Source organism: Amphibacillus cookii, assembly GCF_016908375.1.
In the GTDB taxonomy this organism is placed as follows: Bacteria; Bacillota; Bacilli; order Bacillales; family Amphibacillaceae; genus Amphibacillus_C; species Amphibacillus_C cookii.
In genome coordinates this window covers 1-14,583 of the sequence record NZ_JAFBDS010000020.1, presented here as the reverse complement: position 1 = coordinate 14,583, position 14,583 = coordinate 1, and the positions used below count along the sequence as shown (strand labels likewise).

General features: G+C 37.2%; 28 protein-coding genes. 3 read left to right on the top strand and 25 right to left on the bottom strand.

The window, feature by feature from the left end; translation table 11 throughout:
* Positions 1-303 precede the first annotated feature (303 nt).
* Positions 304-828: a MerR family transcriptional regulator gene (locus JOE23_RS17470; protein WP_204440746.1), complete on the top strand. Its 525-nt coding sequence runs from the start codon at positions 304-306 to the stop codon at positions 826-828.
* Between the two features lie 116 nt (positions 829-944).
* Here JOE23_RS17470 and JOE23_RS17465 read toward each other — a convergent pair whose 3' ends face one another.
* A complete protein-coding gene (locus tag JOE23_RS17465) occupies positions 945-1,127 on the bottom strand; it encodes a PspC domain-containing protein (RefSeq protein WP_204440744.1) in 183 nt (60 codons plus the stop codon).
* A gap of 326 nt (positions 1,128-1,453) precedes the next feature.
* Here JOE23_RS17465 and JOE23_RS17460 point away from each other — a divergent pair, with 326 nt between their 5' ends.
* Positions 1,454-2,200, top strand: coding sequence for a hypothetical protein (locus JOE23_RS17460; RefSeq protein ID WP_204440742.1), 747 nt, complete (start codon positions 1,454-1,456; stop codon positions 2,198-2,200).
* 434 nt (positions 2,201-2,634) lie between these two features.
* Here JOE23_RS17460 and JOE23_RS18335 read toward each other — a convergent pair whose 3' ends face one another.
* Complete coding sequence (locus tag JOE23_RS18335; RefSeq protein WP_420827550.1) at positions 2,635-2,718, bottom strand: putative holin-like toxin; 84 nt, start codon at positions 2,716-2,718, stop codon at positions 2,635-2,637.
* A 207-nt stretch (positions 2,719-2,925) separates the two neighbouring features.
* Here JOE23_RS18335 and JOE23_RS17455 point away from each other — a divergent pair, with 207 nt between their 5' ends.
* Positions 2,926-3,519, top strand: coding sequence for a recombinase family protein (locus JOE23_RS17455; protein ID WP_204440740.1), 594 nt, complete (start codon positions 2,926-2,928; stop codon positions 3,517-3,519).
* 252 nt (positions 3,520-3,771) lie between these two features.
* Here JOE23_RS17455 and JOE23_RS18330 read toward each other — a convergent pair whose 3' ends face one another.
* From JOE23_RS18330 to JOE23_RS17340, 23 genes are all read right to left on the bottom strand, one after another.
* A complete protein-coding gene (locus JOE23_RS18330; protein WP_420827549.1) occupies positions 3,772-4,425 on the bottom strand; it encodes a C40 family peptidase in 654 nt (217 codons plus the stop codon).
* The gene (locus tag JOE23_RS17445) at positions 4,418-4,774 is read right to left on the bottom strand and encodes a hypothetical protein (RefSeq protein WP_204440736.1); all 357 of its coding nucleotides are present in this window, start codon (positions 4,772-4,774) and stop codon (positions 4,418-4,420) included. Before JOE23_RS17445 ends, JOE23_RS18330 begins: the two co-directional genes overlap by 8 nt.
* Positions 4,764-5,111: a hypothetical protein gene (locus JOE23_RS17440; RefSeq protein ID WP_204440734.1), complete on the bottom strand. Its 348-nt coding sequence runs from the start codon at positions 5,109-5,111 to the stop codon at positions 4,764-4,766. The genes JOE23_RS17445 and JOE23_RS17440 overlap by 11 nt, the downstream gene beginning before the upstream one ends.
* Entirely contained in the window at positions 5,071-5,727 is a 657-nt protein-coding gene (locus JOE23_RS17435) for a zonular occludens toxin domain-containing protein (RefSeq protein WP_204440732.1), read from the bottom strand. Before JOE23_RS17435 ends, JOE23_RS17440 begins: the two co-directional genes overlap by 41 nt.
* Positions 5,727-6,086 carry a hypothetical protein gene (locus JOE23_RS17430; protein WP_204440730.1) on the bottom strand — a complete coding sequence of 120 codons (360 nt, stop codon included), beginning with the start codon at positions 6,084-6,086 and terminating at the stop codon, positions 5,727-5,729. Before JOE23_RS17430 ends, JOE23_RS17435 begins: the two co-directional genes overlap by 1 nt.
* Positions 6,087-6,149: 63 nt before the next feature.
* On the bottom strand, positions 6,150-6,536 hold the full coding sequence (locus JOE23_RS17425) for a hypothetical protein (RefSeq protein ID WP_204440728.1): 387 nt from the start codon (positions 6,534-6,536) through the stop codon (positions 6,150-6,152).
* Positions 6,520-6,669, bottom strand: a complete 150-nt coding sequence (locus JOE23_RS17420; RefSeq protein WP_204440726.1) for a hypothetical protein — start codon at positions 6,667-6,669, stop codon at positions 6,520-6,522. The genes JOE23_RS17425 and JOE23_RS17420 overlap by 17 nt, the downstream gene beginning before the upstream one ends.
* Before the next feature lie 132 nt (positions 6,670-6,801).
* The gene (locus JOE23_RS17415) at positions 6,802-7,086 is read right to left on the bottom strand and encodes a hypothetical protein (RefSeq protein ID WP_204440724.1); all 285 of its coding nucleotides are present in this window, start codon (positions 7,084-7,086) and stop codon (positions 6,802-6,804) included.
* On the bottom strand, positions 7,086-7,535 hold the full coding sequence (locus JOE23_RS17410; protein ID WP_204440722.1) for a hypothetical protein: 450 nt from the start codon (positions 7,533-7,535) through the stop codon (positions 7,086-7,088). The genes JOE23_RS17415 and JOE23_RS17410 overlap by 1 nt, the downstream gene beginning before the upstream one ends.
* Positions 7,535-7,687: a hypothetical protein gene (locus tag JOE23_RS17405; RefSeq protein WP_204440754.1), complete on the bottom strand. Its 153-nt coding sequence runs from the start codon at positions 7,685-7,687 to the stop codon at positions 7,535-7,537. The genes JOE23_RS17410 and JOE23_RS17405 overlap by 1 nt, the downstream gene beginning before the upstream one ends.
* A 1-nt stretch (position 7,688) precedes the next feature.
* Positions 7,689-9,002 carry a hypothetical protein gene (locus JOE23_RS17400; protein WP_204440752.1) on the bottom strand — a complete coding sequence of 438 codons (1,314 nt, stop codon included), beginning with the start codon at positions 9,000-9,002 and terminating at the stop codon, positions 7,689-7,691.
* A 20-nt stretch (positions 9,003-9,022) separates the two neighbouring features.
* Entirely contained in the window at positions 9,023-10,102 is a 1,080-nt protein-coding gene (locus JOE23_RS17395) for a hypothetical protein (protein WP_204440720.1), read from the bottom strand.
* A gap of 11 nt (positions 10,103-10,113) precedes the next feature.
* Complete coding sequence (locus JOE23_RS17390; protein WP_204440718.1) at positions 10,114-10,383, bottom strand: hypothetical protein; 270 nt, start codon at positions 10,381-10,383, stop codon at positions 10,114-10,116.
* Between the two features lie 78 nt (positions 10,384-10,461).
* The gene (locus tag JOE23_RS17385) at positions 10,462-10,635 is read right to left on the bottom strand and encodes a hypothetical protein (RefSeq protein WP_204440716.1); all 174 of its coding nucleotides are present in this window, start codon (positions 10,633-10,635) and stop codon (positions 10,462-10,464) included.
* A 53-nt stretch (positions 10,636-10,688) separates the two neighbouring features.
* The gene (locus JOE23_RS17380; protein ID WP_204440750.1) at positions 10,689-10,826 is read right to left on the bottom strand and encodes a hypothetical protein; all 138 of its coding nucleotides are present in this window, start codon (positions 10,824-10,826) and stop codon (positions 10,689-10,691) included.
* A gap of 65 nt (positions 10,827-10,891) precedes the next feature.
* Positions 10,892-11,053 (bottom strand): PTS ascorbate transporter subunit IIC, encoded by a 162-nt coding sequence (locus JOE23_RS17375; protein WP_204440714.1) that lies wholly within the window; start codon positions 11,051-11,053, stop codon positions 10,892-10,894.
* Between the two features lie 11 nt (positions 11,054-11,064).
* The gene (locus tag JOE23_RS17370; RefSeq protein ID WP_204440712.1) at positions 11,065-11,205 is read right to left on the bottom strand and encodes a hypothetical protein; all 141 of its coding nucleotides are present in this window, start codon (positions 11,203-11,205) and stop codon (positions 11,065-11,067) included.
* A gap of 120 nt (positions 11,206-11,325) precedes the next feature.
* The gene (locus tag JOE23_RS17365; RefSeq protein WP_204440748.1) at positions 11,326-11,508 is read right to left on the bottom strand and encodes a hypothetical protein; all 183 of its coding nucleotides are present in this window, start codon (positions 11,506-11,508) and stop codon (positions 11,326-11,328) included.
* 683 nt (positions 11,509-12,191) lie between these two features.
* Positions 12,192-12,422 (bottom strand): hypothetical protein, encoded by a 231-nt coding sequence (locus JOE23_RS17360; RefSeq protein ID WP_204440709.1) that lies wholly within the window; start codon positions 12,420-12,422, stop codon positions 12,192-12,194.
* A 15-nt stretch (positions 12,423-12,437) separates the two neighbouring features.
* Entirely contained in the window at positions 12,438-12,746 is a 309-nt protein-coding gene (locus tag JOE23_RS17355) for a hypothetical protein (protein WP_204440707.1), read from the bottom strand.
* A 37-nt stretch (positions 12,747-12,783) separates the two neighbouring features.
* Entirely contained in the window at positions 12,784-12,993 is a 210-nt protein-coding gene (locus JOE23_RS17350; protein WP_204440705.1) for a hypothetical protein, read from the bottom strand.
* 4 nt (positions 12,994-12,997) lie between these two features.
* Positions 12,998-13,996 carry a replication initiator protein A gene (locus JOE23_RS17345; protein ID WP_204440703.1) on the bottom strand — a complete coding sequence of 333 codons (999 nt, stop codon included), beginning with the start codon at positions 13,994-13,996 and terminating at the stop codon, positions 12,998-13,000.
* Positions 13,997-14,242: 246 nt separating this feature from the next.
* Positions 14,243-14,488: a hypothetical protein gene (locus tag JOE23_RS17340; RefSeq protein WP_204440700.1), complete on the bottom strand. Its 246-nt coding sequence runs from the start codon at positions 14,486-14,488 to the stop codon at positions 14,243-14,245.
* Between the last annotated feature and the right edge of the window lie 95 nt (positions 14,489-14,583).

The window sequence follows — 14,583 nt, the reverse complement described above, 5'->3', positions numbered from 1 at the left end:
CTGTGTTTCCTTGTGCTAGGCTTGTGTGGTTAAGCCTTCACGCTTGGGGGTGTTGGTAGCACGCCCAGGCATGTTGCACAAATTTAACAAAATAATACTGGTATTCAATTAAACCTTGCGATTAGCAGGGTTTTATTTTAGTAGAATTTACTTATATACTTACTAATTTAACACAAAATTGAGAGAATGACATATTTTTTTTGAAATTTGTCTTGTATTATAAGGTATAATAGCATTAAATTAATATATTTTTTAGGTTATAAGTGTATTTTTAAATATAATTATATTGGGTGGTGTGACTATATGGATAACGATATTAATAAAAAAGATGATGTTCATGCAACTTATGCAACTAAAGAAGTCGCTGAACGTTTAGATATTAAGACAGTAACTGTTAGGAAATACACACAGGAACTAGAGGATAAAGGATATAAGTTTGAGAAAAACGAATCGAATTGGCGTATTTTTCATGCTGATGATTTGCAAGCTTTAGCATATTTACAGGTGCTACGAAATCAAGGGAAATCAGTATCTGAATCAGCAGAAAAAGTGGCGGAATTACAACAATCTAACCTGTCATATCGTATAAACGATACGGCGATACAGACAGGCGATACTAAAAACGATATGGAGAAATATATAGAGCGTCAAGAGGAGTTTAACAAAGCTCTAATTGATCGGCTTGATAAACAGCAAAAATACATAGATCAGCGCTTAGAAGAAAGAGATCAGAACCTAATGAAGTTTATGAACGACATGCAAGAGCAAAGAAAGTTAGAGGTTCAACAGCAGGAACAGGGTAAAAGGTGGTGGAAGTTTTGGGAGTAATTTTATGGCTATTCGGTGGCATAGCCTTAATAGGCGGACTAGCCGGAATTGTTTTGTTGTTGATTTCTAAGATCAGGAATTAAATGAAAAACCATCCCTAATTGTATGGGGTGGTTTTAAAAGATGTAATCACGATTAAAATACAATGCTAAAATAATATAAACAGCTAAACTGCCAGGTGTGAAAATAAAGATCAACCTTACTACAAAAGATGATATTCCGAAGTATTCAGCTAACCCACCACAAACGCCACTTATAACTTTATCGCCTACAGATACATCTAATTTTCTACCGTCCAAAGATCACACCTCTTTCCATTTTTGAGATTATAACGTGTTTCTAATATTAAATTCATCCAACCACTCCTTTTTTACAACAAAAAATAGTTTGCATAATTTTCGCACTTATATGTATTAAAATTCTATATTTAGGAATTAAGTTTGAAAATGTGTTGAAAATTGTAATTTGATGGTTTAACATTATTAATGTAATTTATTTGAAAAAAGAAGGGTGGGAAAAATACAAAAAAGTATTTAGCTGTATGTTTTGTAGTCTTATCTCAGGATATATAAAACCTTTTGTATAATTAATACAAGGGAAAAACACTATTAAAGGAGATGTTTTTTTGAAAAAGTACTTTTTAACTTTATTTCTTGTCGTTTCGTTTTTCTTTGTTTTTGGTCTAGGTGTGTCGGCTTCTGAATCTAGTGAGACAGAACAATTAAGAGAAGAATTCGAGTCTGATTTTTTAGAAAATATTGAAAAGGCACAAGGTGAGGAGAAAAATCTTCTTTTAGAAGAGTACAATAAGTATTCTGATCTTTCGGACTCTGAAAAGAATAAATTTGTATCTTACATTAATGACGATGAATTAATGGAAATTATTATGGAAGAAATTCCTGATAGTGAGATTTCAATGAATGCTTTTTCGGGAAAGGCGACCGAAACGGTGGAATTACATAAGGATATAGTGTCCGAAGAGAGTGTAGAAGATATTCCTGCAGTTGTTCAAGGTATTTCCGTGATGTCATCTGGACAAACGAGAACAGCAACCTATACTAAGAATGTTTATATTCTTGGTATTAGAACTATGCAAACAAAAGCCTCAATGACGTATACTAGGACTAAAAGTGGAGGGAGAATAACTGGAGTTAAATCGTACGACCATAGAATAACGAGAAATTTCACATTAAATTCTTGGACTTTCTCCGGAGGATACTCTAGATATGGAAACACTTATGCTTACTCTAGATCTAATGTTTCAGTTTCTTTAATATTTAAAGGGGCTTGGACTTACGCAGATGCGGAAAGCGAAGTTAGAGTTGACAATAAAGGCAATGCTAGTGGATATTTAAAGGGGTCACTTTTTTAAGTAGAATTGAGGTGGATTTATGGAGAGAAGAAAAAGGATAAAAGTATTGATTTTATCGGTAGTTGGTATACTGTTCTTGTATCTTATATTCTCTTTAATTGTAGGGTTTATATCGCTTAATTAATTTTTTTAGAAAGATCTTTTTTGAAAAAACAGTCACTGTTCGAATACTGACAAGCGTCATGACGTAATAATCCGCCAGAGTCGTTAACTCATTGGGCGGATTATTTTTTAATGATAAAAAATTCAAAAGCACTTTCATTTGAAAAAAAGCTATCCGACATATATAATATGTATTAAGAATACTATTTAAGTGCAAAATAAAAGCTGTCAGTGCGCTAACACTAACAGCATGATAGAAATGCACCCTTCAAAGGGGTCAGCACTGAGAAGATTATAATAATCCGCCTAGAGCCGTCAACTCATAGGGTGGATTATTTTTTGTGCTTAAAAGACAGCACTGCAATAATTAATCCGGCGAAAGTAAATGTAATCATTAACGTTTCGTATACCGTCATCATACAGCACCACCCCCTTCCTTGCTGGGGTGAGTACTGACCACCTATGAGTTAGCAAATCTATTAATTTAAAATATAACATAGATTAGCATATTTAACCATACTTTTTAGTCAAAACTTAACGGTTTTGACTAAAAATCCATATAGTGATAAGATCAATCTATAATGTTGTTCAAAACATAATAGTCATAAATAGAGGTGATGAATTTGGAATACGGATATTGTAGAGTGTCTACACATGGTCAGTTTACTCATGGAGCTTCTATGCAGTCGCAAATAGAAGCAGTAGAGAAAGCAGGCGCTAAAAAAATCTATAAAGATATTTATACTGGAACGAAAAAGGATAGACCAGAGTTTCAAAAGCTACTAAAAGCATTAAAACCCAGTGACACACTAATTGTCACAAAGCTTGATCGTTTTGCCCGTTCCACTCTAGAGGGTACAGAGATAATTAAAAGCCTATTTGAAAAGGGTGTAACGGTTAAAATCCTCAACTTAGGGACAATAGAAAACACCCCTAACGGTAGACTTATATTCAACATCTTTATGAGTTTTGCGGAATTTGAAAGAGATATGATTGTCGAGCGTACTCAAGAGGGTAAAGCGATAGCTAGGCAACGTGAGGATTTTAGAGAAGGTAGACCTAATAAATTCAAAAGAAAGCAAATACACCATGCTTTAGAGCTTCTAGAATCACATAGTTATAAACAAGTCGAGGAACTAACGGGTATATCAATTAGCACACTAACAAGAGCAAAACGACAAGCTAAAAAAGAACGTTCGGATTTAGAGGGCGATTAGCAACTGCAGCTGGATTTTTTCCTGGACTTTCCGAGGTGAAAAGACGAACGATAATTAAGCCAGGGATCTAGTGAACTACATCAAAACACGAACAAGCACCTTTTAAGGGGTGCTTGTTTTCATTTGAATAATCTTTTACCTACGTACCTGCCAACAACACGATTTCTAATGCGTTGCTTGATCTTTCCCCGTCTAATAGCGTTAATATCTCCTAAAAATTTCGCTGATTTGTATAATAAACTTCTAATTTTGTTAATCAATACGTCTCACCCTTCCGTTAAATTTCTCTTTCCAGTAACCTGTTGTCATATCCTCATAAGCAACACCAGTAGAACTTTGTGAGCCAATGAATTTACCGTCACCTGCGTAAATACCAACATGACCATCAATTTTATATGTGTCAAAAAAGACTAGATCACCTGGTTGCACATCATCTGGACTAATGGAATCGCCCAGGGTTTTTAGCGTGTCGGTAGTAACGCTTGTCCGATCTCCTAAGCTTATTCCTACCTGGTCAAACGCCCAATGCACAAAACTAGAGCAATCAAACAATCCTTCACTAATCTCCATTTCATTTCTACCACCGCCAAAGGCATATGTGCTGTTATCAATCCATTTTTCTCCAACGGAAACAACAGCAGGGGTTTCACCAACTAACGCTGTTTGTCCAGTCTGAATAGATTGATTATTTAATGTGGTTGCTATACGATAAGCTCTAACGATCTTAGCTGCTTTATTCTCCTGGACAACCAGATTAATAAGTTGGTCACGTTCGGTAACACTATCAATTTGATTTTCAATGTCAGCAAGCTCCCCTTCGTACTGTTCAAGTTGATTAGCTGACGAAATGAAGGGGTCTGATAACAAAATTAGTCCAGTCAATAACGCTAACAGACATTTACGCACCAAGAGCCACCTCGATTTCTTTTTTGATTGATACCAGGGCATTAAGTTGTTGGCGATCTTCGCCTCCAACTTTCCCATAAGCTTTTTTTATAACACCCTCACTTGCAGGAACGTACCAAGAAATGAAACTAGACACCATTTTTAGCTCGTCTGTACTTAGGTAAAGACTTATGAGTGTTTCTGTTCCCTCAAAGCCGTTAATATCTAAAACGGTCTTTAAATGCGTTTTTACGCTGTCGTACTGTTCGATCAAATCCTTGTTAGTCTTTTTAAAGTGCTTCTTGACGTTTTGACGGCACATATTCATGTTTAAAAGCAAAACTCCGATCTGTTCTAACTTAAGCTCCATTTTGCACCTCTCTTACATATTCGCTGTATTTGTATCGCTCTACTTTGGTCATTTCGCTGTCACGAATCATAAAAAACGATTTACGACCGATCTTAACTTTACGGTCAACGCCAAATTCTTTGGCTCTTTGCCAATGAATGCATGACCAGGGAATCAAAATAAAGCCCTGTCGCTTTGCTAAGTCCTCTGCAAGCTCTAGCATTTGATAATAATTAAATAGCTGGACACTTTTTGTATAACTGACAATATTTATTGTCGTTGGGTTAAGATAAGTGAGTGGTCGAGGGTCTTTGTCTTTATACCCCTTCGGCACTATGGATAATGCGTTTATTTCCATGCTTTATTTTCCCCCTTGCTTTGTTGTGTATATCGTTCAGCGTTTCAAAGAATTCATTCCCCTGTCGCTCGTCACTAGGCAATGGAAAGCTCGTTACCATGTTATAAGTGTCGTAAAGATTAAGTTTGAAAATCTGTTTAGCCTTATACATGGGAATGAATTGTGTATGCATAAATTGCTTGGTTTGATAATCCATAAAGTGCAACTGAAAACCTTTATCACCGATCTTTCTTGTGGTAACTAGCACTTCTATAATGTCCCTTATGCGACTATCAACGTTGTTGATATTAGGACTACAATAAAGCTGTATGGACTTCATTTTCCGTGTGAACATTAGTACTTCTGTCGCTACACCCGAACCGTATCGGCTCCATTTTCGGTTGCTGAAAGCCATTTGCGATTCGTCCCAACAAATTATGCTACCTTGTGCTTCTGCGACCTTGTACCAGTCTGTGTAATGGCTCATAGGTTGGCTGTCTAGCAATTCATAATTGCTGAATAGCTCCACATGACCACCACGCATAGCTGTACGCTGTTTCCAGTGATGAGCAAGCAAAGACATGAGAAATGTCTTACCAGAACCTAGCCCCCCCTGAATAAACATGTGGTGAGCCATTAGCGTTTACCCCCTTTGTCGCCGGGAGCCATGACGATCGGTTTCGGTGGCTTAGGAATAAGCGCTTCAATCGTATCTAAATAGTAATCTGGATCCGCGACGTCTGTTTTACCTTGCTTTGTGATATAATCATAGATTGCCTTGTATGGATTTTTGTCTGGATAAAGGTACTTGTTTTCGCCCAACCGTTTCAGAAAAAGCAGCGCTTTTATTTGCACCTCTCTTAAATTTTGAGATTTACTCGTCATTTCTTCGATTACTTGCTTTACGTCCGATATATGAGCGACTTGCGGAAACAAGTCGTCAGATATGACACTTTGAAGCTTATCGGCATTGGTCATGTCGTTATTCTGTTGCATTTATCGTACAACCCCTTTACTTATTGGATTTAATTGCGTCTGACAGCTTACACCTTTTTCCTTTTAAATAAAAATCATAGCAATAAGTGCCAAGGCAACCAGGGCAAACAAAAAAACCTTAGTCAAGTCCATAGCGTTGGGTGGCTCTGGCGGTCTGTATGCCGTTATTTGTGTTAGGACGATATTATGTTCTAGTTGCGCCAGGCGCTCCACTTCCTCAACCGATTCAGCAGGTGCGCGATAAAAGAAATTACGCCCCTCTTTTCCGACTGTAATCTCACAATCTTGCAGAGGTATTTTATACATGCCGTTAACGGTGACTGTGCCATCATCAAGACTAGACACTACGTTTATATCTGACGTTTTGTTATCATTGTCGAACACAATTAAGAGATCGGTTGTTTCTACCTTGTAATCTTCTTCATCCTTTTTTTTATTTAATAATGCCATTTAGCTTACCGCCTTTCTTCTTCTCTTTTTTCTTAGAACGTTGCACAAACTTCCACGATGCCAGGGCGATAACTGCAACACCTAAGCTTGTTCCTGACCCCACTACAAACATATATATAAAAGCATCAATCATATTAACCTCTCACCTTTCTTTTATTAATAAATTCCCTTGTTAAATTGATAGAGATTGCTGTTGCTAAGCAGACACTTGCTGACAACAAAAAAGCGATCATAGCGTAAATGGTTTTTAAATAAGGATAAGTTATTACCACCAGTGAACACCTTCTTTGACTGCATAATATAAACGCATAATTGATCGAAAAGTTAATAGTGTACCTAACAGCACTGTTGCGATTAAAGCTGAGGTGATCACCATTTGCCATGCGGTTGGTAGATCACCGAAAACCCTAAAGTATTGCCCAATATCAAGACCTTGTGCTGTGACCATCCTTGCTACTTGCAAGCGTTCAATAGCCAACTGCAAAAACGAAATAGGCGGTTGAAAAACCGAATCTATAAAATTAACAATAACCTCATAAATATTAAGCATTAGCTCCCCCCCACTCGTATTGACGATATAAGCTTCATGGCGCTGATCGCTGTAATAAACCAAATTGAAAACGATAATATATAAGCAATAGGCGTTAATTGCATAGGCTCTAATGCTTCAAAAAGCCGCCCGATCATATCGCTGTACCCATGTCCGCCCGAACCTCTAGGTGCATAATTTAGGCTTGCTAATGTGTTGCCAAATCCAATAATAAGCGACCATAAAATTTGCGCAGCTTCTAGCAATACTCTAAACAATGTTATTGCCAGGACACCGATCATATAAATTAGATAGAGTAATCCTCTAATCAAATCAATAATAATCGTAAAAAAATCTATAATAATATCGATAATGTGCTGAAATATCGCAAGAAATCCATTGTAAATCCACATAGCAACATCCCACAAGATTGTAAACAACTTGCCAAATGCGTCAGTGATAACACCCATTAATAACGTTCCTTTTGTCTGCCGATAGCGTTATAAATAAAATCAATTAAGCGATCGACAAACAATATAACCATTAGTAAAAAAAGAAGGGGGGCTAGATAAGGCATATAGCCCCCGAAAATAACGTCTAATGTTAATTGTAATAAATTCAATCTAAGCCCTCCCTTGTCTTGGTTGCCTGGTGATAATCCTGCTTTCTCGTTGCATACGATGTTTCCTTTGCGGTCTTTCCTGCTTTTGCGGTGCTGATCGTCTGTAAATACTGTCTTGATCACTTCTGCTACTTTCGTTTTGCATCGATGATCGAATCACTTTAATGATTTTTGGAACCAACACAAAAGCTAGAGCAAGTAAAACGAACCCACTTACTAGCATCAGTAAGCCGTTTCCTGTTCCAATCAAGTCTCTTGGCGTAAAAGGTAATTCCGTACCACTTGGTTGTGATATGCTCCCCTCTTGACCATTAGGCGCTACCGGCTGTATACCGATTAAAGGGTCGCCAAAATTGTTATAAACCATATCGGTAGCTGGCACCGTGAATTGACCATCACTTGCTGGCACAGTCGCATAAATCTCACCGTCCAAAAGTACCCTGACATCTCCATCAGTAGGACTTTCCCAAGTAACCAGGTAATCACCGTTAGGCTGCTCTTGATAATCGTCACCACCGATCGGTGGTGCAGGGGCAAATCCTGTGGTTGCTTGTACCGTAACCCCTTCTGATTCAACCCCCTGATATTCTGTAGTCAGTTTGTATTCATAAGAGTTATTTTCTTCTACTGACAAATCGTTGAAATAGGTTCCATTTGTCTCAAACAAAGGCTGATAATTTTCGCTTGCGTTCACCGTCAAGGGTCTTAAAAATTCAAACATTGACGTTTCTTGTTCGGCTTGTCCTAAATCCATTCTGTAAATATTGACGTGGTCAAAATGCTCTGTATCTGGTAATTCCCACGATAGATTAACTCGATCGTGTTCAGCTTCCACGTTTATGTTTTTGATTTCTTCCACATTTATTGCATCACCTAAAACTTCTCCAAAAAGTTCAAATTGATACACACGTACTGTCCCGCCAGAAGACGAACTGATTTGTATTTCTATTAAATCCTCTCTTTCAATGGCAATATATTCATCTGTTCGGTTTCGGTTTGCTAAAATCAATTCTTGTTCAGCGCCATTCGAAAAATGTAATATGACATAGCGATGCTGATTAGTAGAATTCGAATTAAGATAAAAACCATCAATGTTTACCGGTTGCGTTAACTTTATTTTTAAAAAATCGTACGGACCGGTAGAGTATGTTTCAAGGTCATTATCAATAACATATTGGTAATTTTCTGAGGCACTATGGTCGATTACATCATAGTTATCAAATATTCCATCTCGAAAATCAAACTCATCCGCAAAAATATTTAGCGGAATGACAAAAAATATCGGTACTAATAAAGCTAGTATTTTTCGTTTCATTCAATCACCTTCTTTCTAAATCAAGGTACACTTTCACTAGGCAAGGGTACATCTCCTATGTCACTTCCTGGTAATGGAGCATTGTTTCCTTCACTTCCTGGTATGGGTGCATTAAAACCATTATCATCAGGTGTGGGCGCTGCATTTTCTCTATCATCTGGAATAGGAGCTGTTGTTCCCTCGTCCTCTCCTGGTGTTGGTGTTGGATTGTAATTTTCTTCTGGTGGTCCTGGGGCTTGATTTTCTTCCTCTGTTGGTGTCGGCGCTGTTCCCTCTATCTCATCTGGTGAGGGTGCTATATTTTCCTGTTCTTCTGGATCAGCAGGTGCTTCCCCCTCAACGTCTGGAACGTCTGGCGGTATCATATCACTCTCTTTCGGTATATTGTCTTTAAACTCTTCTTGGCTTGGTAAATTATCGATCGGGTCTACTATGTTAAATCCTCCGCTATCGTCCTCCACAACCTCTATTGGAGTTCCGTCTCTTATGTCATCGACGCCGAAACTTGCGTCATCTAATCCAGGTGCATTATTACCCCTCGGCTCTGTAATGCCCCCCCTTATCGTGTCTGGGTAGCTCGGTTCTGATGGTAAGCTAGGTGCATAACCAAGCATATCCCTTGTATCGTTTATTAGCCTGGGTACAATAGAATCCCTAAACGTATTCGCTACCTGACCCCAATTCGGGGGTGACGGTATAGCGTCTATAATGTCGTTGATACGACCCATATAATCTTCCCATCCTGGTGTATTAAAGATACAACCACAGTCGCTTCCATTATCATCGCCGTCCGAATCCGGAAAGCAAACAGAAGCTTGACTTTGTATTTGATTAATATAAACCGTCTCAGTATCTCCACTAGTGAAATTAAACTCTAAGCGACCATTACAACGGAAATACCAACCTTGAGACGCTTCTATGGAAACTTGATCTATTAGCTCACCGTTTGTGTTATATTGAGATACGTTAGCATTGGCACTAGGCGATATATACTGAGCATCTCTGTCAGATTCATATCGGCTTATGACACTAGCGGACAGGACAAAGGAATGGGAAATACTAATTAAAATAAGTGTTATTACGAAAACCTTCTTTTTCATGTGATCACTACCTAGTCAAAGTGTTTATGCTTAGTCATATCCATTGCAACTGACAACCTTTCTCCTCTAGATCGTCCCTTTCTTGCTCCAGTCTGTTTGTAAAATTCATTTTCTTTTCCTGTTAGTGCATATTCTCTTATCAAAGTAATAATCATAGGAACCAATGGGAAAGCCAGACCTAATAGAACAAAACCACCAACCAAAAACAACAACCCGTTCCCACTCTCAATTAAATCCCTCGCGGACATATGCGTAGATAGTGACGACCAATCAATTTCCATCGTTTTAACCTCCCTTAAAATAAAAAGCAGGGTGGATAGCACTTAACTATCTACCCTGCTTTTTATTGTTTTATAAACTTAGCCTTTTGCTGCTGTAAATGACTTGCGAATAAGAGCGATAACTTTTGGTACGAATACGAACGCTAGAGCCAATAGAACGAACCCTGCTACCATACCTAGTAATCCATTACCACTAGCAATTAAATCCCCTACATCAAATGGTAAAGATAATCCTGTCCAATCAATTGCCATAATAAATGACCTCCTAATAATTTGATTTTTTATAATATAGGCAAAGCCTATTATTAATACTCTTGGTATTCAAAATCTCTTTCGTCCTTTTCTAGGTCTTTGTCAGACCTTTTGAAAGCCTTAATAATGATAGGTAGCATAATGCCGACAGCTGCCGTACCTGTTACTAACATCACACCAGGGCTTATCATTTCTAAAAGCATCCTGGCATAAGACCAAAATTCAGCCATATTTGACGGTGTGAAAAAGGGAATACTCATCCTCCTCGACCCTCTCTGACGGCTCGAATCACGACTTTAAGTAACATGCCAACCGCAATGATTGCAACGAGAATCATTAAGAAATTGGCTACTGTTCGCAAGATGAATCCGAACGTATCCCAAAAAAACGACCAATCCCAAACACCCGATAAATTCATTTTTCCACCCCTTACAGTTTTGTTTTATTGTAAATTTGTAAGACTGTAAGGATAAGAGCCACAAATACACCCCAACCAAGCAATACAGTCATTATGTCTGGGTTGCCAAGAAAAATTTTGAAAGCTTCAGCCATTAGCCCGCCTATCTCCATTTTTCAGTACCCCTTGACAGCGCTGTGAATGCTAGGCGTGCAATCGGATATAAAAGCAATCCTGCCGATATAATGACGATATAGACTGTAGCTATTTCAGTCTTGCTGTAATCTACGACCTCATACATCATCATCACCCTTCCCGATCACTCTACTAATAAGCAAAAAAATGATTAATGCCGTTATAGTGGTCGAGACAATCAAATCACCTAGTGTAATTTCGTGGATAACGTGTATCTCGCCTATATCGGTGACGAATCTCGTCATTTCCCTAACGTCAACAGGTACGACAATTGTTTCCACTCGATCACCCCTTTACGCAATAAAACAAATAGGGCTTGCTATATTTACAGGTCGTAAACATAGCAAGCCCTACTATAATCACTTTTAAAACACGCTGAAATAAGATATACTTATCCATGTTGCAGTGATCTGATCGGTTGCTCGGTACGTTCTTACCTGGTAATCCTACAATAGTGCTACCAACACTTTTGTGGACTGCAACTTATTCGTTTGTCCTATCGCTTATGGACTAGATTACACCCCTTCATATCGCCTGTAAACCCCAAAACACCCAAAACATTTCGCGTTTAACCCAAAACATTTATATCGTTCATTTCGCTTTTTCAATCGAACAATTCAATTTCGTGATTCGCTGTTTTTTTAATCCTGGTATCTCTTAATTTTATAAACTCTATTGCTCGCATTAACTAGCTGAATCGATCAAATGAGCGTGCAAAATTTAATATATATATTTATATATTTAAAAACAGCACGTTTTGAAGACGTAAAAAGGCTGTCATGCAAAACTAAAAAGATAGTTGTGCATGACAGGCTGTGACGAAATTAAAGTAAAAAACTAACAAAAAATTTATAAAAAAATATATTTGAATAGCAAACTGCAAAAGGAAGTAAAAAGCCCGCAAGACAGAAAAGTAAACATCTCAAAATGAAATAAATAAAATACTTCTTCTCCATCAACATAACTATTCGCCCTTAGTTTCTGGTGTTCCAAGAATTATAACTCCGATCGGGAAGGCAACCAGGCATATTGAAAACAAACCAACAATTACTCCGAATCCAATTAATAAAATTTTTCCGATCACAGGGAAGAAAAATATTAAAAAACCTATCAACGCTAGTAAAGCAACAACTATAGATCCGACACCTATTGCTTTCAAAACATATTTACTTGTGAATTCATAGTCCTGATACATACAAAAACCTCCTTTTCATATCGTAAAATCTTTCCCAGTTTTCGTTTTTTTAGTTTCAAGCGTCATTATCCAGTCTTGAAGATCGTCCAGATCATAACCAAGATCAATCAGCTTTTCGGGGAAGGTTTCGGGATTGTTAAGCCACCCGTACATGCTTTCTAGTGATTTTTCATAATTCCCAAACGTATGTAGCACTATCTTTTTGATTAGTCTCTTTCCTGTTTTTTCGTTTTTTCCGACCTCTACCGATCTACGAAGTTGCACATATTTATATCCGCGCGAATTTGACACGCTCAAAAATCCAGGTGTTTTTTTCGTGGTCATTCTAGTTTCCTCCTTTTTAGCACCCACCTTCCATAAATTAGTTTTGTAGGTGCTGAATATGAACCTTACAATCCTCATCGAAAATAAGATCATGAGTATCTAATAGACCAATACTTTTATAATATTCTAATCTATCTTTTAGACCTTCAGCTGTTACAAAATAATGTATTGTGGAATGATTAAACTGATTGACACGTTCTAAAATATAATCACCTTGATTATCTCGATAAACTATCAACTTAGCCATTTAATTACACTTCCTTTTTAGCGATGAATTCGTCTAAGAGTTTGACAACATCAACATTACTATCTTGCTTTTTCAGTTCAGCTTTTGTTTTTTTAGCTCGTTCTTGCTTTTGTTTTTCAAACCAATCTACTTTAGGTTCTGATTGTCGTTTTTTAGCCCCTGTGAGCTCTTTTTCTTTTTTAGCTTGGAAAGATTCGAATTTTTTATTTAAAGCGCTTCTGATGTACTCTTTTGGATTTTTAGCTATGTTTCCGTTAAGTGAATCTACCAAACAGCTAGTAAATTGTTCAACTGTTAGCAACTCTTTGAAATCATTATATAAATCCTCTATGTCTTGCAAAAGGTTTTCGAGATTAATAGACAGTTTATTTGAAAGTAGAATCAATCGATCAATCATGGTTTGCTTTGCTAGTCGTTTTTTTATGAACATTGGTATATCTGATTGCTCTAATGTTTTTATCTCAGAGTTAATCTGGTTCAAATTTTGACCTACCTCTTTTTTTGTTTTTTCCTCTGTTGCGATTGATAGATTCTCATTATTATTTAACTCAGTATTATTTAACTCAGTATTACTATTGAGGGTCATATTTGACCCTTCATGTGGGGTCATATTTGACCCTTCATGTGGGGTCATATTTGACCCTTCCTTGGCGCTGTAAGGTTCAGGCTTCATTAAATAGATGAATGCTGGATCTTTAACACCTTGTCGTCTAACGTGTATTAAGTTATGATCTTTTAATTCTTTTTTAATTCTTTTTGCAGTTTTTAAGCTCTTATGTAATGTATCAGCAAGATCTTGATCTTTAAAATAGAAAAACACTCGATTTTTTTCGTCATACCATTTGTTGTGACATGACAGAGAATGCCGATCTTTTAAAATCGCATAAGCAACCAAAGCATTACTACTTAGATTTTCATAGATTGGGTTTTTCACCAATGTTTTTGGCAATTGATAAAATTCGTTCAAGCTTGCGTCCTCAACTGTATAAAATCTTTCTGACATGATAAATTCCTCCTAAAATTGTGTGTTTGGCAAGTTTTAACGTTGCACAAAAGGAGAAATACCGTTAAAATAAAAGTAACTTAAATTACCTAAAAGCTTTTGTCCTATTGCTTTTTTGGTATTGGTATTTTGGTATTTCTCGTTTCTGTGAACGAAACCCACTTGCTGGGTCGGAGCTATCATTTGGCTGATGGTAGCTCATATTTTTATTATAAATTGTGGGTACTGATAAGTCAACCCTAGACTTCACATTGCTTGTAATTCTTTTTCTTCTAATTTTCGCACCCAACCTTTAACTTTCGACATATCGCAACCTAAATCCTCTAAATACGGGGGTACATTATGCGAGTAAAGCCACTCTCGCATTTGATCAACCGCCTGTTTACGTCTGCCTAACGAAAAAACGTGTTTCTCCTTGCGCTTTCGTGCGTTATCGTAAACAGACAGATAAAAATATTGCCTACCTCGTGCGTTAACCTTTGAAACCCACAATAAAACCGCCTCCTTTTAACGAACGCTTGTTCTTATTTTTTATTAAATCCTACCACGAAAATAAAAAATGGGCAATCGTTCCTAGTTTTTTGACT